This window comes from Microbacterium sp. DMC48, assembly GCF_056313825.1.
The window spans coordinates 46,863-66,730 of the sequence record NZ_JBQUZN010000003.1 but is presented as its reverse complement, the minus strand read 5'-3'; the positions used below and the strand labels follow the sequence as shown (position 1 = coordinate 66,730).

Genomic DNA, 19,868 nt, shown 5'->3' with positions numbered 1-19,868 from the left:
TCGACCGCCTGACGTAGGCTGGGAGCTGCCCCACCCCCAGGCGAGACGAGTATGACGTGACGCATTACCTGTACCTCGTGCGACACGGAGAACATCTCGACGCGGAGCACGGTCTGGAAGACGGGCCGCTGTCGCCGCGGGGGAGACGCCAGGCGGAGCTTCTCGCCGACCGCCTCTCCGGCGTGCCGTTGGATGCTGTGTGGCACTCGCCCCTGGAGCGCGCGGCCGAGACGGCTCGCGCCGTGTCGGGCCGCCTTCCCTCGGTGACCCCGAAGTCGTCCGCACTGCTGTTCGACTGCATCCCCACCGGGATGCTGCCCGAGACGCCGTCGATCTACGAGCCGTTCTTCGGCTCCTACACCGAGGCCGAGATGGAAGCGGGGCGCGCGCAGATGGGCGACGCGGTCGCCGAGTTCCTCGTGCGAAAGCCCGCCGCCCACGAACTGCTCATCACCCACAACGCCGTGATCGCCTGGTTCGTGCGGGAGGTGCTCGATGCCCCCGACTGGCGGTGGATGACGATCAATCAGGCGCACTGCGGCCTCACCGTGCTCGCTCAGCGCAAGGGGCGTCCGTGGGCTCTCGTGACCCACAACGACCTCGCGCACCTGCCCATGGAGTTGCGCACGGGCCTGCCCGAGGTTCCCCCGGTCTGAGTCGGCAGGATGCGGCGGCCGCGTCCGGCGGGCGGTATCCGACGGCCTGCGCTCGCTGGTCGGCGTTCACAACTCCGGACACTCTCGCCGGGCTGTCGGGGCGCCCGCACCGCCGCGCGGAAACTCCGGCCGCACGTCGACGATTCTCCGGAGTTGGGAACAGTCCGCGCCGCTGGTCAGTCGTTGCGTGCGACGATCCGCGTGGCGATGCGGCGGATCTCCGCGACGATCGGCGCAAGATCGCCGTCGACCTCCGCGACGTCGTCATGCGCGTCGTCGAGCACCGCCAGCAGATCGATCGACTCGTCGCCGGCGCCGTGACGGTAGCGGGAGTGTGCCCACCGCGCGAGCTCACGCGGGCTCACCTCGTCATGAAGAACGAGGTGGCACAGTCGATGCACGACGACCGGTTCGAGGTCCGAGTGAACCGCCTCGGTGATACCCGCGTCGCCCGCTGCCCGGTCGATCAACTCGTCGACGTCGAACCGACTCGCGGTCTCATCGATCAGCGCCAGCTGCACCAGGTCGTAGCCGTCTCTGCCGGCGATCAGCGCCGCCGTCGCCGCGTCGGCGAGCAGGGTTCGTGCGCCGGGCAGATCGGCGCGCCACCAGGCGACGGCCGCCACGAGTTCGGTGACGTCGTGTTCCCCAGCGGGCATGTCGACATCCTTCCACGCGCCTCGGCCGGTCAGTCGATGCAGCCGCCCGAGCTCAGAGCACCTTGCCGTACCAGCGCGTCGCGTTGGGATTGTCGTTGTAGGGCTCGATGGCGGTGAAACCCGAGCGTGCGTAGAGCGCGCCGGCGGCTTCGAGCGTGTGGTGGGTGTCGAGTACCAGTTCGGCCGCGCCGAAGGCGCGCGCCCGCTCCTCGAGCCCGTCCAGCAGCAGCCGACCCCAGCCGCGACCGCGCGTGCGCGGCTGCAGGTAGAGGTGCTTCACCTCGTACCGCACGCCCGTCGGCGCGTCCTCGATCCGTCGGATGCCGCCGCATCCGACGTCCGCCCCGTCCTCGTCGACGAGGACGAGGAAGACACCTGCTGGCGGGGTGAAGACGGATGCCGTGGGAAAGACGGGACGGTAGGCCTGGCCCTGAGGGAAGGCGTCGGCGCGCATCTGGAAGTACTCCTCCAGGAGGGCATGTGCGCGCGGGTCGTCGGCGGCGAGGGCGTGGAGCAGCACCATCCCTCGAGCGTAACCGTGTCGGTCGCACGGCCTAGGCTGGAACCATGACGACGAGAGTGGCCCTCGTGGGCGGCACCGGCAAGCTCGGTGCGATCATCGCCGGCGTGATCGATGAGCTCGACGACTTCGAGACGGTCGCCGTTCTCGGCTCTGCGAGCGATCTCGCCGAGATCGACGCGGCCGATCTCGTCGTCGACGCGTCGACACCCGGCGTGTCGATCGATGTGGTGCGGGCGGCGATCGAACGCGGCAAGAACGTGCTCGTCGGCACCTCCGGGTGGTCCACCGAACGGATCGCGCTGGTGCGCCCCCTCGTCGAGGCGGCGGGCACGGGCGCGGTCTTCATTCCCAACTTCTCCCTGGGCTCTGTCGTCGCCACGGCGTTGGCGGCGGCTGCGGCGCCGTTGTTCCCCTCGATCGAGATCGTCGAGACCCATCGCGAGACGAAGGTGGATTCACCCAGCGGCACGGCCGTGCGCACCGCCGAACTGATCGCCGACGCCCGCGTCGGGGTCGGCCCGGTGGAATCGCCGCACGTCGACCAGAGGGCGCGCGGCCAGCAGGTCGCCAGTGTTCCCATCCACTCTCTGCGACGACCCGGTGTCATCGCGAAGCAGGAGACGATCCTGTCGGGGCCGGGGGAGTCGCTGACGATCGTCCACGACACGGTCGAGCCGGCACGTGCCTACGCACCCGGCATCCGCGTCGCCCTCGCAGCCGCGCGCGACGCGCGCGGGGTCACGATCGGCCTCGACGCGCTCATCGATCTGGGACTCGGTGCGCCGCGCGACGCCGCGTCGGCGAGCGAGGTCATCGACGAGGGCGCCGTTCCGGGCCAAGTCGCCCGCGTCACCGGGGCATGAAGGCCCGCGCCGGTGTCGCCGTCATGGCGGCGCTGCTCGTCCTCTACATCGTCCTCGTCGCACAGCGCGCGTGGCTGTTGTTGACCTCGGGGCAGATCATCGGCGTCGCGATGGGGGTGGCGCTGCTCGTCTTGCCCGTCATCGCCGGGTGGGCGCTCTGGCGAGAGCTCTCATTCGGGCGCAGTGCCGAGCGACTCGCACGGCGTCTGGAGGCCGAGGGTGCGCTGCCGACCGAGGAGCTGGATGTCCGTGTGAGCGGCCGTCCCGATCGTGCGCAGGCCGACGCCGTGTTCCCGCACTATCGAGAAGACGTCGAGGCGCACCCGACCGATTGGCGAGCCTGGTTCCGGCTGGGGCTGGCTTACGACGGCGCCGGCGACCGACGCCGCGCCCGCGAAGCCATTCGGCGGGCGATCACGCTCGAGAAGAAGCCGACGACGCGCTGATCACGCCGGCACCGCGGCGGCCACGGCATCCTCGACCGTCGGGTGCGAGAAGACGAAGCCGGATGCCGTGAGCGCTTCGGGAACCACGTTCATGTCGCACGTGAGCAGTCCCTCCGCCGCATCGCGCCCGAGCACCAACTTCAGTGCCCACTCCGGCACCCGCAGCAGGTAGGGGCGGTTCATCCGTCTCGCGAGCGCCAGGCCGAGGTCGTTGGCCGTCGTCCGCTGGGGGCCCGCGAGGTTGACAGGGCCGGTGAGGGCGTTGTCGATGACATGCCGGATCGCGCGGACCTCGTCGTCGAGAGAGATCAGCGGCCAGACCTGCGTTCCGCGCCCGATGGGGCCCGACAGGCCGAGTTTGGTCAGCAGCAGAAGGGGCTTGAGAACACCGTCGGCGTGCACCACCGGCGCGGTCCGCAGCAGGGACACGCGGGCACGATCTCCGGCGCCGCGTGTCGCGGCCGTCTCCCACTCGCCGCAGAGGTCTGCGAGGAAGGAGTCTCCGCGGGGCGACGACTCCGTGAAGGTGACTCCCGGCGCCGACGGGTAGTAGCCGACCGCGGACGACGACACGAAGTGCGGGGCGTCATCGCCGAGGGCGCGCACGGCTGCCGCCAATGCCTGGGTCGGCGCGATCCGCGACCACACGAGGTCGTGCTTGTACCGCCGCGTCCACGGGAAATGCCCGAGGGTGGCTCCGTTGAGACCGACGACGGCCCGCGCCCCTTCGAGGGCGGAGGGCGGCAGCGGTCGGCTCGCCGGATCCCAAGAGAGCTCGTCCGGCGCGGCGCTGGGGCGGCGCACGAGGCGCGTCACGGCGATGCCGTCGGCGCGCAGGCTCGCCACGAGGGCACGGCCGATCAGGCCGGAGGCTCCGGCGACGACGACGCGCCCCTCGGCGCGCGACGAGTCGTTCTCAGGCAAGCGTGGCCTCGAGGGTGATCTCGATGCCTGCCAGCGCGGCCGAGACGGGGCATCCCGTCTTCGCTTCGCCGGCAATGCGGGCGAAGTCCTCGGCCGACAGCCCCGGGACCACCGCGTTGACGTTCAGATGCGAGCCGGTGATGCCGGTGCCCGGGATGAAGGTGACAGACGCCGTGGTCTCGATGCTCTCGGGGGGCGTCCCGTTGCCGGCGAGCGCGTGCGAGAGTGCCATGCTGAAGCAAGAGGAGTGCGCCGCGGCGAGCAGTTCCTCCGGGGTCGTGACCGACGCGGAGCCCTCACTGCGCGCCTTCCAGTCGACGGCGAACGGACCCTGGTTGGAACTCTCCAGGGCGATCTCGCCGGACCCGTCGGTGAGGGAGCCCTTCCAGCTCGTGGACGCTTCGCTCGTGACGCTCATGTGTGCTCCTCGTGTCGGATGCGGGCCGCGTATCGGCGGTGTGCATCCGAGCCTAGACGGGCCCAGGCTCCCGCGGAACCGGTGCGGCCGGCGCGGGCGCAGACCCTCAGACGGTGGCGGGGGTGGCGGTGACGCGCCCGAGCTCCAGCTCGATCGCGCTGCGGCTGGGAGTACCGCCGAAGCGGGTCTGGATGACCCCGTCGCGGTCGAGGATCAACGTCGTCGGCGTCTGAAGCACGTGGAAGTGCTTCGCGATGTCGGGACGGTCGGTGAGATCGACGTCCAGGTGCATCACGCCGTCGTGGGCATCGGCGATCGATCCCAGCACGCGGTGCACGCCGGGGCAGCGCGCGCACATCTGCGTGCTGAACTGCAGCAGGGTGGCCCGCTCGCCGAGGGCGTCGGCTCCGAGGCGTCGCGGTTCCACGACTTCATCGGTCGATGCGCGGCGGGGACGATTCTGCGTCCACCGCAGGAGCAGTCCGACGGCGAGGGTCACGGCGAGCAGTGCGGTCAGCACGAGCACGGCATCGACGATGTTCACGGTCTGCCACGATACCGCCTCCGGAGGTGCACCGGCTCCGATGACGGGCCGTGCGTAACAGTCCCGGCGTCGGCGGGCGAGGGTAGGGTGGCTGGCGTGAGCGCGGCATCCATCCCCACCCCCTACGAAGACCTCCTCCGCGAGGTGCTCGCCGACGGCGTACACAAGGACGATCGCACCGGCACCGGCACGACGAGTGTGTTCGGACGCCAGATCCGTTTCGACCTGTCGCAGGGCTTCCCGCTCATCACGACAAAGCGTGTGCACATGAAGTCGATCGCCTATGAACTGCTCTGGTTCCTGCGAGGTGAGTCGAACGTCTCGTGGCTCCAGCAGCACGGCGTGACCATCTGGGACGAATGGGCGGATGCCGACGGCGAGCTCGGGCCGGTCTACGGAGTGCAGTGGCGCTCGTGGCCGACGCCGTCCGGCGAGCAGATCGACCAGATCTCACAGGTCATCGAGCAGATCCACGCCAACCCCGACTCGCGCCGGCTCATCGTGTCGGCGTGGAACCCCGCCGACATCCCGCAGATGGCACTCGCTCCCTGCCACGCGTTGTTCCAGTTCTACGTCGCGGACGGCAAGCTGTCGTGCCAGCTATATCAGCGCAGCGCCGACATGTTTCTCGGTGTGCCGTTCAACATCGCGTCCTACGCGCTGCTGACGATGATGATCGCCCAGCAGACGGGGCTCGAGCCCGGCGATTTCGTGTGGACCGGCGGTGATTGCCACATCTACGACAACCACCTCGAGCAGGTCCGCGAGCAGCTCACACGGGAGCCGTATCCGTATCCCCGCCTCTCGTTCGCGCGGACGCCCGCGTCGATCTTCGACTACACGTACGACGACATCGTGGTCGAGGACTACCAGCACCACCCCACGATCCGAGCCGCGGTCGCGGTATGACCCGGCTCGGCCTGATCTGGGCCGAGGCGCGCGGCGGCGTCATCGGCAAGGACGGCGGCATGCCGTGGCACGTGCCCGAGGACCTCGCGCATTTCCGCGCCGCGACGATGGGGGATCCGGTCATCATGGGGCGCCGGACGTGGGAGTCCTTCCCGCCCCGCTTCCGGCCCCTTCCTGGGCGACGCAACGTCGTGGTCACCCGCAATGAGTCCTGGCGGGACGACGGCGCGGAGCGGGCCGCCTCGCTCGATGGTGCGCTGGAGCTCGTCGACAGGGAAGAGGCGGCCTGGGTCATCGGGGGAGCGGGGCTGTTCGCCGAGGCGATCGCGCGCGCCGATGTGCTGGAGGTCACCGAGCTCGATCTCGAGGTCGACGGTGACACGTATGCCCCCCGGCGGGACGGGTGGGCCGTGGCGCGCATCGACCCGGACGATGGCTGGTCGCTCTCGCGCACCGGCGTCCCCTATCGCTTCCTGACTCTGATCCGTCCCTGAACGGTTCGTGTCTCGAGCGGCGACGACGACAGGGAGCTCAGAATGGGCAAGACAGCGGTGGTGACGGGCGCCAGTTCGGGCCTCGGCGCGGAGTTCGCGCGTCAACTGGCGGCACGCGGAGCCGACCTCGTCCTGGTCGCCCGAGACAAGGACGCGCTCGAGGACATCGCGGAGCGACTGCGCGCAGATCACCGGGTACAGGTCGAGGTGCTCGCCGCCGATCTCGTCGCCGATGACGGTCTCGCCGCGGTCGTGGCCCGCGTCGCCGACCGCGAGCGACCGATCGGCATCCTCGTCAACAATGCGGGATTCGGACTCGACCTCGACTTCGCGGCGGGCGACATCGCCGACGAGCAGCGCCACCTTGATCTGCACGTGCGTGCGACGATGCATCTGACCCACGCCGCGCTGGGCACCATGCTCGAGCGGGGATACGGCCGGATCGTCAATGTCGCCTCGGTCGCGGGTTTTGTTCCGCGAGGCACCTACGGTGCGGTCAAGGCCTGGGTGATCTCCTTCAGTCGATGGGCCAACATCGCGTACGCGCCGCGCGGCGTCACCGTGACGGCGCTGTGCCCGGGCTTCACGCACACGAACTTCCACGAGCGCTTGGGGCTGCCGCCGGGGCGGGAGGGCATTCCCGCGGTGATGTGGCTCGACGCAGCGGACGTCGTCCGCGAAGGGCTGCGCGACGCCGCGCGGGGCAAAGCCGTCTCGATTCCCTCTCTGCGCTACAAGGTGCTGGTGGCGGCGATGCGTGTGCTGCCGGGCCCCGTGGCCGCGCGCCTGGCGCGCACCGGACGCTGAGGACTCGGCCGTGACCCACCCGCGGTCTGCTCCGACGGGGTCGCCGCGAGCCGGTAGCCTGGAAGCATGACGCACTCGGGCAATCCCTTCGGACAGGTCCTCGTCGCTCTCGTCACTCCGATGACGGCCGACGGTGAAGTGGACTGGCCCGCTGTCGAGAAGCACATCGACGACGTCATCACCGCCGGCGCCGACGGCATCGTCGTCACGGGCACGACCGGCGAGACGAGCACACTCACCGACCCCGAGAAGCTGAAGCTCGTCGAGGTCGGCAAGTCCGTCTCCAGCGGGCGGGCGAAGATCATCACCGGTGGCGGCTCGAACGAGACCGCGCACGCGATCGAGCTCTACAAAGCCAGTGAGAAGGCCGGCGCCGACGGCATCATGATCGTGACGCCGTACTACAACAAGCCCACCCAGGCCGGCATCTTGACGCACTTCCGTCTGGTCGCCGACGCCACCGACCTTCCCGTCATCCTCTACGACATTCCGGGACGCACCGGCGTGCCGATCAAGTACGAGACGATCCTGCGGCTCGCCAACCACCCGAACATCCTCGCGGTGAAGGACGCGAAGGGTGACTTCAGCGAGGTCAGCCGGGTGCTCAACCAGACCGACCTGATGTACTTCTCCGGTGACGATGCGAACGTCCTGCCGCATCTGTCGATCGGCGCGTCGGGCCTGATCGGCGTGACGGCGAACATCACTGCGACGCCCTACCGCGTCATCGTGGATGCCGTCAACCGCGGGGACCTGGCCACGGCGACCGCCGCCCACCAGCAGCTCGAGCCGCTCGTGCGCGCCGTCATGACGCACGTGCCCGGGACCGTGAGCGCGAAGTACATCCTGCACGGACTCGGCCGCATCTCGAGCCCTCGGGTGCGGCTCCCGCTCGTCGGCCCCGAAGAGTGGGAGGCTGCCCTCATCGAGGATGAGCTCGCACTCGTGAAGGGCGTCGACGGCGCCGACTTCTCCAACTTCCGTCCCGACCGCAACGCCGCCGCCGGCGGCGCGCTTCCGAAGGTCCACGGCACCACCCGCTGAGCGACCGCGATACCGGTGGATGCCGCGGCATCCACGAAAGGCAGACGATGCCCACGACGTTCTCCGAGCCTCCCGCGCTCGCCCCCCAGACCCTTCGCGTCATCCCGCTCGGCGGGTTGGGCGAGATCGGTCGCAACATGACGGTCTTCGAATACGACGGCAAGCTCCTCGTCGTCGACTGCGGCGTGCTGTTCCCCGAGGAGCACCAGCCCGGCGTCGACCTCATCCTCCCCGACTTCGAGCCGATCAAGGATCGGCTCGACGATGTCGTGGGCGTCGTGCTCACGCACGGCCACGAGGATCACATCGGCGCGGTGCCGTACCTGCTGCGGTTGAAGAACGACATTCCCTTGATCGGTTCGAAACTCACCCTCGCCCTGGTCGAAGCGAAGCTCAAGGAGCATCGCATCAAGGCCTACACGCTCACCGTCGAGGAGGGGCAGGATGAGCAGGTCGGTCCGTTCGACCTCGAGTTCGTCGCGGTCAACCACTCGATTCCCGATGCGCTCGCCGTCGCGATCCACACCGACGCCGGGACGGTGCTGGCCACCGGTGACTTCAAGATGGACCAGCTGCCGCTGGATGGACGCCTCACCGACCTGCGCGCGTTCGCCAGCCTCGGCGAGGACGGCGTCGACCTCTTCCTGGTCGATTCCACCAACGCCGACGTGCCGGGCTTCACACCGCTCGAGCGCGACATCGGTCCGGTTCTCGACCAGGTGATCGCCAAGGCACCTCGACGGGTCATCGTCGCGAGCTTCTCCAGCCACGTCCATCGTGTGCAGCAGGTCATCGACGCGGCGGCGGCAAACGGACGCCGTCTCGCGTTCCTCGGCCGCTCGATGGTGCGCAACATGACGATCGCCGAAGACCTCGGCTACCTGCGCGTCCCGGACGGGGTGCTGATCGACTACAAGAAGGCCCAGGATCTGCCCGACGACAAGATCGTCTACATGTCGACCGGGTCGCAGGGTGAGCCCATGGCGGTCCTCAGCCGCATGGCGAACCTGGACCACGCGATCGAGCCCGGACCGGGTGACACGGTCATCCTCGCCTCGAGCCTGATCCCGGGCAACGAGAACGCGGTCTATCGCGTGATCGACGGGCTCACCAAGCTGGGAGCCAACGTGGTGCACAAGGGCAATGCCAAGGTGCACGTCTCGGGTCACGCGGCGGCGGGCGAGCTGCTGTACTGCTACAACATCCTCCAGCCACGCAACGTCATGCCGGTGCACGGCGAGTACCGTCACCTCATCGCCAACGCCAAGCTCGCGCAGGACACCGGCATCCCCGCGGAGAACACGATCATCGCCGAGAACGGCACCGTCGTCGACCTCAAGGACGGCGTTGCCCGCGTCGTCGGCCAGCTCGATCTCGGCTTCGTCTACGTCGACGGATCGACAGTGGGCGAGATCACCGACGCCGACCTCAAGGATCGCCGGATCCTCGGCGAGGAGGGCTTCATCTCGGTGATCGTCGTCGTCGATGCCACGACGGGGCGGATCATCACCGGCCCCGAAATCCACGCACGAGGGTTCGCCGAGGACGACAAGGTGTTCGACGACGTCAAGCCCAAGATCGCCGCGGCCCTCACGGAGGCGGCTCAATCGGGCGTCCGCGACACCCACGCGCTGTCGCAGGTCGTGCGCCGCACGATCGGTCGGTGGGTGAACCAGCGGCTGCGTCGTCGCCCGATGATCGTCCCCCTCGTCATCGAAGCCTGAGCAGTCGCGGCGCAGCGCTACGATCGGCTCCATGCCCGTCAGCTTTCGTGTGCGCCCCGCGACACAGGCCGATGGCGCGTTCCTCGGAGACATGGTCGTCGAGGCGGCGAACTGGCGGCAAGGGGGCGCGCGGCCGCGGCACGAGGTGCTGACGCACCCCGATCACAATCGCTACATCTCGGGGTGGATGCGTCCCGGCGACGCCGGCTTCGTCGCGATCGACGCGCAGGATAGTTCGGTCGGTGCCGCGTGGTACCGGATGCTGCCGCGCACCGATCCCGGCTTCGGGTACATCGGCACGGGCGTGCCGGAGCTCATCATCGGGGTGCGGCCCATCTGGCGGGCTCACGGGGTGGGGCGTGCCCTCCTGCAGCGGCTCTGCGAGCACGCGCGCGCACAGGGATACGCTCGCATCAGCCTGTCGGTGGAACGGGGCAACTACGCCCAGACGCTCTACCGCAGTGAGGGCTTCGCCGTCACGCAGGCCGGTCATGGCCGCGACACCATGGTCAAGCGCCTGCGTTGACCAGGCGCGGCGGATGCCGGGCCCGTCTCGGGCCGCGTCAATCCGCGGATCCGGGGACCTGTGCGCCTACCGTGGAGTAATGGCACGATCCACGAGCACGCCCACGAACGCCCGCGCGTCCGCGAAGGGCTCATCGACCCGTGCCCGCAAGCCCGCGCCGGCTCCCACGAAGTACGTCGACGACACCGACCGCCCGCCGCTCGCCGTCCGCGCCTGGCTCGGCGTCGCGCACGCCGTCGGCGGCATGTTCCGCGCTTTCGGCCTCGAGACGCTCGAGAAGGACCAGCGCCGCGACGGCTTCCCGTTCCTGCTCGTCGTGCTGGCCGCGCTCGGCGCCGTCAACGAGTGGTTCTTCATCGGCAACGACGCCGCGACGCAGATCAGCGCCTACACCGTGGGGCTGTTCGTCGGCCGCGTCGCCTTCATCATGCCCGTGCTCCTGCTGGTGCTGGCGGGTTGGCTGTTCCGGCACCCGCCGTCCATCCACGACAACGGGCGCATCGGCATCGGCTTCGGACTGTTCGTGCTCTCGATCGCCGGCTTCTGCCATGTTGCGGGCGGTCGGCCGCAGCCGTCGCAGGGCATGCCGGCGCTCAGCGCCGCGGGCGGTCTGTTCGGGTGGACCATCGGCGAGCCGCTGTCGCTGCTCACGCCGATCGGCGCCTACATCCTCCTGGGTGCGCTGACACTGCTGAGCATTCTCATCCTCACCAAGACCCCGCCCAACCGCATCGGCCGCCGTCTCGGAGACCTGTACGCGTGGATGTTCGGCGCCGAGCGCCCCGACGCGCCCGCGGCCGACGCACCCACGGTCGCCTTCGGCGAGACGGACGATGCCGCGGAGAAGGACCTGCCGTGGTGGCGCCGCAACAAGTCCGGCCGGGAGGAGGACGTCGACGGCCACCTGGGCTCCGATGACCTGACGGCGCTCCTGGACACCAGCGGCGACGGCGGCTTCGAGCAGGCCGTCGCGATGCCGGCGGCCGTTCCTCCGGTGCCCCCGCTGCCGGAGGCGCCGACCGAGATCATCGATCCGGCGGTGATCGCCCACGCGAAGAAGGCCGCCCGTCGTGCCGACACCGGCATCCGCGAGGACAGCGGCGAGATCATCCTCGACGACGGGATCCTCCCGGGTATCTCCGCCCTGGGCGACGACCACGATGGACAGCCGCCGCAGGCGCCCTATCGGCTTCCCTCGGTCGCCGCACTGGCCCAAGGCGACCCGCCGAAGGCGAGATCGGAGGCGAACGACCGCGTGGTCGCGGCCATCAGAGGCGTCTTCGAGCAGTTCGGTGTCGATGCGCGCGTCACGGGCTTCTCGCGCGGGCCGACGGTGACCCAGTACGAGATCTCGCTCGGCCCCGGCGTCAAGGTCGAGCGCATCACCGCGCTCACCAACAACATCGCGTACGCCGTGGCGTCGAACGAGGTGCGCATCCTCGCGCCCATCCCCGGCAAGAGCGCCATCGGTGTCGAGATCCCCAACACCGACCGTGAGATCGTCACCCTGGGCGACGTGCTGCGCTCGCAGGCGGCGACCAGTCAGACGCATCCGATGACGATCGGCGTCGGCAAGGACGTCGGCGGCGGCTACGTCGTCGCGAACCTGGCCAAGATGCCCCACCTGCTCGTGGCCGGTTCCACCGGCTCGGGCAAGTCGAGTTTCGTGAACTCGATGATCACGAGCCTGCTGATGCGCGCCAAGCCCTCCGAGGTGCGCATGGTGCTCATCGACCCCAAGCGCGTCGAGCTCACGAGCTATGCCGGCGTCCCGCACCTGATCACGCCCATCATCACGAACCCGAAGAAGGCCGCGGAGGCGCTGCAGTGGGTCGTGAAGGAGATGGACATGCGGTACGACGATCTCGCGTCGTTCGGCTTCCGCCACATCGACGACTTCAATCGCGCGGTGGTCGCGGGGGAGATCAACCTCCCCGTCGGCAGTGAGCGCGTGCTCAAGCCCTACCCCTATCTGCTCGTGGTCGTGGACGAGCTCGCCGACCTCATGATGGTCGCCCCGCGCGACGTCGAGGACTCGATCGTGCGGATCACCCAGCTCGCCCGCGCCAGCGGCATCCACCTCGTGCTCGCGACGCAGCGGCCCTCCGTCGACGTGGTCACGGGTCTGATCAAGGCGAACGTGCCCTCGCGCCTGGCGTTCGCCGTCACGAGCGTCACCGATTCGCGCGTCATCCTCGACCAGCCCGGTGCCGACCGACTCATCGGGCAGGGCGACGGTCTCTTCCTGCCGATGGGTGCGTCCAAAGCGCTGCGCGTTCAAGGCGCGTGGGTGGCGGAGAGTGAGATCGAGAAGGTCGTCACGCACGTCAAGAACCAGGCTCGGCCGGAGTACCGCGCCGATGTCGCCGCGGTCGCCGAGAAGAAGGAGATCGACGCCGACATCGGTGACGACCTCGAGTTGCTGCTGGCGGCGGCCGAGCAGATCATCTCGACGCAGTTCGGCTCGACCTCGATGCTGCAGCGCAAGCTCCGCGTCGGCTTCGCGAAGGCCGGTCGTCTCATGGATCTGCTGGAGTCGCGAGAGATCGTCGGCCCCTCGGAGGGGTCGAAGGCTCGCGACGTGCTCGTCACGCCGGATCAGCTTCCCGAGGTGCTCGCCCGCCTGCGCGGCGACGACCCCCCGGCTACCCACGCGGCGCCGGCGAACGACCCGTACGGGCCGGATGCGGTCGGTGCCCAGTTCGACGGGCTTCCGGTGGTCGATGGCGACGACGGGTCCGAGGACGCGTGGAGCCTCACCGGCCGCGACTGAGCTCGCCTCGGGGCCCGTGCGGACCACCGGCCCCGAGTAGGCTCGCCTCGTGGCGATTCCCCGGCAGCTCCCCAACGCGATCACGATCGTCCGCATCCTGTGCGCGCCGGTCTTCCTCTGGATGCTCCTGGCCGATCAGGGCGGCGACGGCCCGCTGCGGTGGTGGGCAGGTGTGCTGTTCATCGTCGCGATCGCGACGGACGGCATCGACGGCTACCTGGCGCGCAAGTACGAGATCGTCACCGACCTCGGCAAGCTCCTCGACCCGATCGCAGACAAGGCTCTGACCGGCTGTGCCTTCGTTGGGCTCTCCCTCCTGGGCGAGCTCCCCTGGGCGGTCACGATCGTTGTTCTCGTCCGCGAGGTCGGCATCACGGTGCACCGCCTCATCGTCGCGAGCAGTCACGTGGTCGCCGCGGCGTGGATGGGCAAGCTGAAGACTGTCGCGCAGGCGGTCGCGCTCTCCCTCGCGCTGCTGCCGCTGTGGAACGTGGTCGGTGAGTGGGTCCACGTCGTGAACACCGCGGCGATGTGGATCGCGGTCGTCCTCACGGTGGCGAGCGGCGTCGACTACGTGGTCACCGAGATCCGTGGAGCCCGAGCCGCCCGCGGCGGCACCGTGACGGGCACGCGTCGATGAGCGCCTCGTCCCGGCGTGGGGGCGCGCGCGACGAACATTCGGATGCCGAGGGAGACGACCTCGAGAGCACCCTGGTCTCCGCGGGTCGTCGCAGTAGCGAGCCGGAGCGCCTCGTCGCCCGACTCGCCGACCTCGGCTGGAGCATTGCGGCGGCCGAATCGTTGACCGGGGGACTGCTCGCCGCATCCATCGTCTCGGTCTCGGGAGCCTCGCGCGTCTTCCGCGGCGGGATCGTCGCCTACGCGACCGACGTGAAGGCGAGCCTTCTGGGCGTCGAGCAGCATCTGCTCGACGCGCACGGGCCGGTGCATCCCCGGGTCGCCAGCCAGATGGCGGAGGGCGTGCGCCGCGCGCTCGGACGTGACGGCGTGCCCGCCGACGTGGGCGTGGCGACGACCGGCATCGCGGGCCCGCTGTCACCGGACGGCCAGCCCGTCGGCACGGTGCATATCGCCGTCGCCACTCCGCTGGGCTCACGGGTCGAGTCCGTACTGATCGACGGCGACCGCGCCGCCATCCGTACCGAGACGGCGGCGCGCGCCGTCCGGCTGGTGCTGGACACGCTCTGAGCCCTCAGATGACGCGGGGAATACCGCTCGTGTCGACGCCGTTACATGACAGCGATTCCCATTCATTACCCAGCACGAGAGGGCTATCGTGGCCAGCACGTGGGGTACTGTTGTCCACCCGGGCACCGATACCCGGTGGGAATCTCGAGTAGAGGAGGGGGCCCGAACATGATCCTGGTTCGTCAGGAGATCGGCGAAGTGCTTCGCGACTTCCGCCTGCAGAAGGGTCGTACCCTCCGCCAGGTCGCCGGACGCGCGAGTGTCGCCCTCGGATATCTCAGCGAGGTCGAGCGCGGTCAGAAGGAGGCCTCGAGCGAGATCCTCGCGGCGGTCGCCGAGGCGCTGGACGTTCCGATCTCGACCATCATGCGCGAGGTCGGTGACCGGCTGTCGGTGCTGGAGGGCCTGCAGGTCTTCCCCGACGTCGTTCCCGACGATCTCGCCGGGCTCGAGGACGGCCTCGTCCAGCCCGAGTTGTCGCTGCGCTGACGTGCGGCGCAGCGAGTTCACGCGAGCCGTCGCGGACGAGTTCGGCGCGCGCGCATCAAGCTTGGTCGCCGACCTCGCTCTGCCCGGTGTGGGTCACCGGACCGCAGCCGAAGCCCTCGCCGACGGCGTCGAGCCGCGCGAGATCTGGCTTGCTCTGTGCGACGAGACGGACGTCCCCGCTTCGCGGCGCCACGGCGTCGGACTGATGGAGCCGCGCCGACGCTGATCCGCGACGGACGCGCGGCGTGTCGCGTGATCGAAACTCTGTTCGATGGGCGTAGGCTCCTGCACATGAGGTGACTCGGGACGTTTGTCCACATACGAGGCCTGTCGCCGACCGATGTCGGAGACCGTCTCTAGCGTGGACACCGTCATCACGACACCTCCGCCTTGTCGCAGCATCCTTCCCGCCGGGAGGGGGCGTGACAGCCTACAGGCGACGGAATCCCGAGGCCGGCAGCGCCGTCCACGGCAGAGCACAAGGAGCACGTCATGCCCTCACCCGCTGACCGCGAGAAGGCCCTCGAGTCGGCCCTCGCGCAGATCGACCGGCAGTTCGGAAAGGGCTCGGTCATGCGACTGGGCAGCGACGACCGTGCCCCTGTCGAAGTCATCCCCACCGGTTCGATCGCCCTCGACGTCGCTCTCGGCGTGGGAGGTCTTCCCCGCGGACGCATCATCGAGATCTACGGTCCCGAATCCTCGGGTAAGACGACGCTCACGCTCCACGCGATCGCCAACGTGCAGCGCGCCGGCGGCATCGCCGCCTTCATCGACGCCGAACACGCGCTCGACCCCGACTATGCGCAGAAGCTCGGTGTCGACATCGATCAGCTGCTCGTGTCGCAGCCCGACACGGGGGAGCAGGCGCTGGAGATCGCCGACATGCTGGTTCGTTCGGGAGCGATCGATCTGGTCGTCATCGACTCCGTCGCTGCGCTCGTCCCCAAGGCCGAGATCGAAGGCGAGATGGGCGACTCCCACGTCGGCCTGCAGGCTCGCCTCATGTCTCAGGCGCTGCGCAAGCTGACCGGTGGTCTCAATCAGACCAACACGACCATGATCTTCATCAACCAGCTGCGCGAGAAGATCGGCGTGTTCTTCGGCTCACCCGAGACCACCGCCGGCGGAAAGGCGTTGAAGTTCTACGCCTCGGTGCGTCTCGACATCCGTCGCATCGAGACGTTGAAGGACGGCACCGACGCGGTCGGGAACCGGACGCGCGTCAAGGTGGTCAAGAACAAGATGGCGCCGCCGTTCAAGCAGGCCGAGTTCGACATCCTCTACGGCACCGGCATCTCGCGCGAAGGCTCGCTCATCGACTTCGGCGTCGAGCACGCCCTCGTGAAGAAGTCCGGCGCCTGGTACACCTACGACGGTGAGCAGCTCGGTCAGGGCAAGGAGAACGCCCGCAACTTCCTGCTGAAGAACCCCGACATCGCGGCGGAGATCGAAACCAAGATCAAGCAGAAGCTGGGAATCGGTCAGCCGCGCGGTGGGGCAGAGGTCGCGCCTGCCGATGATCTGGCCGCGCGCCGACCGGCCTGATGACGACGTCGCGACACGGGGGCGAGTCCGAGCGGCTCGCCCCCGTGATCCCGCTGTTCGGCGGGGATGCCGCCGACGCACGCGTCTCCTCCGCCTCCGCGAACCAGCCACAGGATGAGGCAGGTCCGCGCGACCCGCAACCCGGGTCACCCACCGTGTTCCCTGGTCCGTCCGGGCATGAAGGCGGTGTGGGTGATCTCAGCTGGCATCCGACCTGGACGGAGGAGCCCGTCGACGCGGCGTGGGAGGACGACATCGCGACCGTCGTCGACGATGCGGAGGCCGCGCTGATCAAGCGCTTGCGAACGCGCTCCCTGTCCGAACGGGAGGCATCGCGATTCTTGCGCGAACGCGAGCTCGGCGATGCGGCGATCGACCACGTCATCGACCGCATGAGGAGCCTCGGATATCTCGACGACTCGGCACTGGCGGAGCAGCTCGTGCACAGTGGCGTGGAACGAAAGGGACAGGGGCGCACGATGCTCGTGCAGACCTTGTCGGCCCGCGGCATCCCGCGCGAGGTCATCGACGAGACCCTCGATGGGCTGCCTGACGATGATGCGGACCGTGCTCTCGAGTTCGCGCGGCAGAAAGCCCGGACGATGCGCGACCTCGATCGCGATACGGCGTTGCGGCGGTTGTCGGGCCAACTCGCGCGGCGCGGGTACGGTGCGAGCGCGCTGACCGCAGCGCGGCAGGCCCTCGAAGAACTCGGGCGACCGGTTCGGCGTGCGCCGGCGGGAACCGTGCGCTTCGAGTGAGCCGTTTTCCCGGTGCGCGGGGCCTCGGGTTCGTGCATGGTGACGGATCGTAGAATGAACGCATCATGACTTCTCCGTCCGCCGCCCCCACGCTGATCGCGCCCTCGGACGCCGCCGTCGCCGCCGACGGACGTGCTCGGACCTACGAGGTGCGCACCTTCGGCTGCCAGATGAACGTGCACGATTCCGAGCGACTTTCCGGCTCGTTGGAGAGCGCCGGATACGTGCGGGCGGAGGCGGGCTCCGAGGCCGATGTCGTCGTGATCAACACGTGTGCGGTGCGCGACAACGCCGCCGGCAAGCTGTACGGCACCCTCGGGCATCTGAAGAGTCGCAAGGATCGTCACGAGGGCATGCAGATCGCCGTCGGCGGCTGTATGGCTCAGATGGACAAAGAGGCCGTGCTCGAGAAGGCGCCGTGGGTCGACGTCGTCTTCGGCACCCACAACATGGGCTCGCTGCCCAGCCTCCTCGAGCGGGCGCGCCACAACGGCGATACAGAACTGGAGATCCTCGAGGCGCTCGAGGTCTTCCCCTCGACCCTGCCGACCAAGCGCGACGCCGTGCACAGCGGCTGGGTCTCGATCTCCGTCGGATGCAACAACACCTGCACCTTCTGCATCGTGCCGAGCCTGCGTGGCAAGGAGAAGGATCGCCGCCCCGGCGACATCCTCAACGAGATCCGGCTCCTCGTCGAGGACGGCGCCGTCGAGGTCACCCTCCTGGGTCAGAACGTCAACAGCTACGGGGTCGAGTTCGGTGATCGTCAGGCGTTCGGCAAGCTGCTGCGTGCCGCCGGGCAGATCCCGGGGCTCGAGCGCATCCGCTTCACCAGTCCGCACCCGGCCGCCTTCACCGATGACGTCATCGATGCCATGGCCGAGACTCCTCAGGTCATGCCGCAGCTGCACATGCCGCTGCAGTCCGGATCCGATCGCGTCCTACGGGCGATGCGGCGCTCCTACCGCAGTGACCGCTTCCTCGGCATCCTCGAGCGGGTCCGCGACCGCATCCCGCACGCGGCGATCTCCACCGACATCATCGTCGGCTTCCCCGGTGAGACGGATGAGGATTTCGAGGACACGATGCGTGTCGTCGCGCAGGCACGGTTCGCCAGCGCCTTCACCTTCCAGTACTCGATCCGTGAGGGCACCCCCGCCGCGACGATGCCCGACCAGGTGCCGAAGGCCGTGGTGCAAGAGCGGTACGAGCGGCTCATCGCGCTGCAGGAGCGCATCAGCCTCGAAGAGAACCAGGCCCAGATCGGCCGCGAGCTGCAGGTGCTGGTCTCGACCGGCGAGGGAAAGAAGGATGCCGAGACCCACCGCCTGACCGGCCGCGCCGAAGACAATCGGCTCGTCCACTTCGAGCTGCCTCGGGGCTCGGCCGTTCCGCGCCCCGGAGACGTCGTGACGGTGACCGTGACGCACGCCGCTCCGTTCCACCTGCTCGCCGATAGCCCCGACGGGGCGCCGCTGCGCATTCGGCGCACGCGCGCGGGCGACGCCTGGGATCGCACCCAGGCGGAGTCATGCGGCGTGCCGACATCCTCGGGCGTCGCGGGCGAGGCGGGCGCACCCCGCGCGGTGTCGCTCGGGTTGCCGACGCTCCGCCTCGGGTGACCGGGCGTCTGTGGGGCGTCGTGGGCGCCACGGGCACGGGCAAGTCCGATCTGTCCCTGCGGCTCGCGGAAGCGCTCACCGCCCGCGGTCGCCCGGCGGAGATCGTCAACGCCGACGCCATGCAGCTGTATCGCGGGATGGACATCGGCACCGCCAAACTGTCGGTCGCCGAGCGCCGCGGCATCCCGCACCATCTCTTCGATGTGCTCGAGGTCACGGATGAGGCCGCGGTCGCGGCGTACCAGGAAGCGGCCCGTACCGTCATCTCAGAGATCTTCCACCGCGGAGCGGACGCCATCCTCGTCGGCGGCTCGGGCCTCTACGTCTCGAGTGTCGTCTACGACTTCCGTTTCCCGCCGCACGACGACATCCTGCGCGCACAGCTGGAAGCGGATCTCGAAGAGGGCGGCCCCGGGCCGCTCCTGGAGCGTCTGCGCGCACTGGACCCGGTGACCGCCGACCGTATCGATGCGCGCAACGCTCGGCGGATCGTGCGCGCCCTCGAGGTCGCCGTGCAGGGCGACCGCGGTCACGGCGCCGTCCTGCCTGCAGATCCCGTGCTCTGGCACGTGCCGACGACCCTCATCGGTGTGGAGGTCGAGCGTGCAACCCTCGTCGCGCGCCTCGACGAGCGGGTGACCCGCATGTGGCGCGAGGGACTTCTCACCGAAGTCGCAGCCCTCCGCGACCGCGGCCTCGAGCAGGGCGTGACGGCCAGCCGGGCCATCGGCTACGCGCAGGCGTTGGCGCACGTGGCGGGTGAGCTCGATGCGTCCGAGGCCATCGCCCAGACGCAGGCGCTCACCCGACGCTACGCGCGCCGCCAGGTGTCGTGGTTTCGCCGGTATGCCGACGTGCGCTGGGTCGCGCCCGACGTCGACGCGGTCGTCCTGGCAGCATCGGTGGCGTGAGCGAAGTGCGCACACTCA

At 69.2% G+C, this 19,868-nt stretch carries 23 protein-coding genes; 18 read left to right on the top strand and 5 right to left on the bottom strand.

The features are described from left to right. The first annotated feature begins 56 nt into the window (after nt 1-56). Nucleotides 57-656 carry a histidine phosphatase family protein gene (locus ACT53O_RS00375; protein WP_476150892.1) on the top strand — a complete coding sequence of 200 codons (600 nt, stop codon included), beginning with the start codon at nt 57-59 and terminating at the stop codon, nt 654-656. Nucleotides 657-832: 176 nt separating this feature from the next. On the opposite strand, the gene ACT53O_RS00370 is transcribed toward ACT53O_RS00375, so the two are convergent. After that, nucleotides 833-1,315, bottom strand: coding sequence for a hypothetical protein (locus tag ACT53O_RS00370; protein WP_036320283.1), 483 nt, complete (start codon nt 1,313-1,315; stop codon nt 833-835). 52 nt (nt 1,316-1,367) lie between these two features. Then, nucleotides 1,368-1,838 carry a GNAT family N-acetyltransferase gene (locus ACT53O_RS00365; protein WP_476150890.1) on the bottom strand — a complete coding sequence of 157 codons (471 nt, stop codon included), beginning with the start codon at nt 1,836-1,838 and terminating at the stop codon, nt 1,368-1,370. Between the two features lie 44 nt (nt 1,839-1,882). Between ACT53O_RS00365 and dapB the strand changes: the two genes are divergently transcribed. Both dapB and ACT53O_RS00355 read left to right on the top strand, forming a co-directional pair. Continuing rightward, complete coding sequence (dapB, locus tag ACT53O_RS00360) at nt 1,883-2,701, top strand: 4-hydroxy-tetrahydrodipicolinate reductase (RefSeq protein ID WP_036320057.1); 819 nt, start codon at nt 1,883-1,885, stop codon at nt 2,699-2,701. Further along, the gene (locus tag ACT53O_RS00355; RefSeq protein WP_135948345.1) at nt 2,698-3,147 is read left to right on the top strand and encodes an FxsA family protein; all 450 of its coding nucleotides are present in this window, start codon (nt 2,698-2,700) and stop codon (nt 3,145-3,147) included. The genes dapB and ACT53O_RS00355 overlap by 4 nt, the downstream gene beginning before the upstream one ends. Here ACT53O_RS00355 and ACT53O_RS00350 read toward each other — a convergent pair whose 3' ends face one another. From ACT53O_RS00350 to ACT53O_RS00340, 3 genes are all read right to left on the bottom strand, one after another. Beyond that, nucleotides 3,148-4,071 carry a TIGR01777 family oxidoreductase gene (locus ACT53O_RS00350; protein ID WP_295818523.1) on the bottom strand — a complete coding sequence of 308 codons (924 nt, stop codon included), beginning with the start codon at nt 4,069-4,071 and terminating at the stop codon, nt 3,148-3,150. It lies immediately after the preceding gene. Beyond that, complete coding sequence (locus ACT53O_RS00345; RefSeq protein WP_036320048.1) at nt 4,064-4,489, bottom strand: OsmC family peroxiredoxin; 426 nt, start codon at nt 4,487-4,489, stop codon at nt 4,064-4,066. The genes ACT53O_RS00350 and ACT53O_RS00345 overlap by 8 nt, the downstream gene beginning before the upstream one ends. 106 nt (nt 4,490-4,595) lie before the next feature. Next, nucleotides 4,596-5,033 carry a TlpA family protein disulfide reductase gene (locus ACT53O_RS00340; RefSeq protein WP_039416574.1) on the bottom strand — a complete coding sequence of 146 codons (438 nt, stop codon included), beginning with the start codon at nt 5,031-5,033 and terminating at the stop codon, nt 4,596-4,598. Nucleotides 5,034-5,120: 87 nt separating this feature from the next. Between ACT53O_RS00340 and ACT53O_RS00335 the strand changes: the two genes are divergently transcribed. From ACT53O_RS00335 to miaA, 15 genes are all read left to right on the top strand, one after another. Continuing rightward, nucleotides 5,121-5,942 (top strand): thymidylate synthase, encoded by an 822-nt coding sequence (locus ACT53O_RS00335; protein ID WP_294945990.1) that lies wholly within the window; start codon nt 5,121-5,123, stop codon nt 5,940-5,942. Next, nucleotides 5,939-6,436 carry a dihydrofolate reductase gene (locus ACT53O_RS00330; RefSeq protein ID WP_039416580.1) on the top strand — a complete coding sequence of 166 codons (498 nt, stop codon included), beginning with the start codon at nt 5,939-5,941 and terminating at the stop codon, nt 6,434-6,436. The genes ACT53O_RS00335 and ACT53O_RS00330 overlap by 4 nt, the downstream gene beginning before the upstream one ends. A 42-nt stretch (nt 6,437-6,478) precedes the next feature. Beyond that, nucleotides 6,479-7,243 carry an SDR family NAD(P)-dependent oxidoreductase gene (locus ACT53O_RS00325; protein WP_294946006.1) on the top strand — a complete coding sequence of 255 codons (765 nt, stop codon included), beginning with the start codon at nt 6,479-6,481 and terminating at the stop codon, nt 7,241-7,243. Nucleotides 7,244-7,309: 66 nt separating this feature from the next. Then, on the top strand, nt 7,310-8,287 hold the full coding sequence (gene dapA / locus ACT53O_RS00320) for a 4-hydroxy-tetrahydrodipicolinate synthase (protein ID WP_036320028.1): 978 nt from the start codon (nt 7,310-7,312) through the stop codon (nt 8,285-8,287). A gap of 47 nt (nt 8,288-8,334) precedes the next feature. Further along, entirely contained in the window at nt 8,335-10,011 is a 1,677-nt protein-coding gene (locus tag ACT53O_RS00315; protein ID WP_112932728.1) for a ribonuclease J, read from the top strand. Between the two features lie 31 nt (nt 10,012-10,042). After that, nucleotides 10,043-10,537, top strand: a complete 495-nt coding sequence (locus ACT53O_RS00310) for an N-acetyltransferase family protein (protein ID WP_476150885.1) — start codon at nt 10,043-10,045, stop codon at nt 10,535-10,537. Between the two features lie 79 nt (nt 10,538-10,616). Further along, on the top strand, nt 10,617-13,310 hold the full coding sequence (locus tag ACT53O_RS00305) for an FtsK/SpoIIIE family DNA translocase (RefSeq protein WP_292681829.1): 2,694 nt from the start codon (nt 10,617-10,619) through the stop codon (nt 13,308-13,310). Between the two features lie 49 nt (nt 13,311-13,359). Further along, nucleotides 13,360-13,950 (top strand): CDP-diacylglycerol--glycerol-3-phosphate 3-phosphatidyltransferase, encoded by a 591-nt coding sequence (gene pgsA / locus ACT53O_RS00300; protein WP_135948342.1) that lies wholly within the window; start codon nt 13,360-13,362, stop codon nt 13,948-13,950. Continuing rightward, a complete protein-coding gene (locus ACT53O_RS00295) occupies nt 13,947-14,519 on the top strand; it encodes a CinA family protein (protein ID WP_476150882.1) in 573 nt (190 codons plus the stop codon). The genes pgsA and ACT53O_RS00295 overlap by 4 nt, the downstream gene beginning before the upstream one ends. 168 nt (nt 14,520-14,687) lie before the next feature. Further along, nucleotides 14,688-15,008, top strand: a complete 321-nt coding sequence (locus ACT53O_RS00290; RefSeq protein WP_005048854.1) for a helix-turn-helix domain-containing protein — start codon at nt 14,688-14,690, stop codon at nt 15,006-15,008. 1 nt (nt 15,009) lies between these two features. Next, nucleotides 15,010-15,234, top strand: coding sequence for a DUF3046 domain-containing protein (locus tag ACT53O_RS00285; protein WP_036287224.1), 225 nt, complete (start codon nt 15,010-15,012; stop codon nt 15,232-15,234). Between the two features lie 266 nt (nt 15,235-15,500). Next, entirely contained in the window at nt 15,501-16,556 is a 1,056-nt protein-coding gene (recA, locus tag ACT53O_RS00280) for a recombinase RecA (RefSeq protein ID WP_039416593.1), read from the top strand. Then, a complete protein-coding gene (locus ACT53O_RS00275) occupies nt 16,556-17,317 on the top strand; it encodes a regulatory protein RecX (protein ID WP_476150880.1) in 762 nt (253 codons plus the stop codon). The genes recA and ACT53O_RS00275 overlap by 1 nt, the downstream gene beginning before the upstream one ends. A gap of 65 nt (nt 17,318-17,382) precedes the next feature. Continuing rightward, nucleotides 17,383-18,939: a tRNA (N6-isopentenyl adenosine(37)-C2)-methylthiotransferase MiaB gene (gene miaB / locus ACT53O_RS00270; RefSeq protein ID WP_476150878.1), complete on the top strand. Its 1,557-nt coding sequence runs from the start codon at nt 17,383-17,385 to the stop codon at nt 18,937-18,939. Continuing rightward, nucleotides 18,936-19,850 carry a tRNA (adenosine(37)-N6)-dimethylallyltransferase MiaA gene (gene miaA / locus ACT53O_RS00265; RefSeq protein ID WP_476150877.1) on the top strand — a complete coding sequence of 305 codons (915 nt, stop codon included), beginning with the start codon at nt 18,936-18,938 and terminating at the stop codon, nt 19,848-19,850. The genes miaB and miaA overlap by 4 nt, the downstream gene beginning before the upstream one ends. The last annotated feature ends 18 nt before the right edge of the window (nt 19,851-19,868 follow it).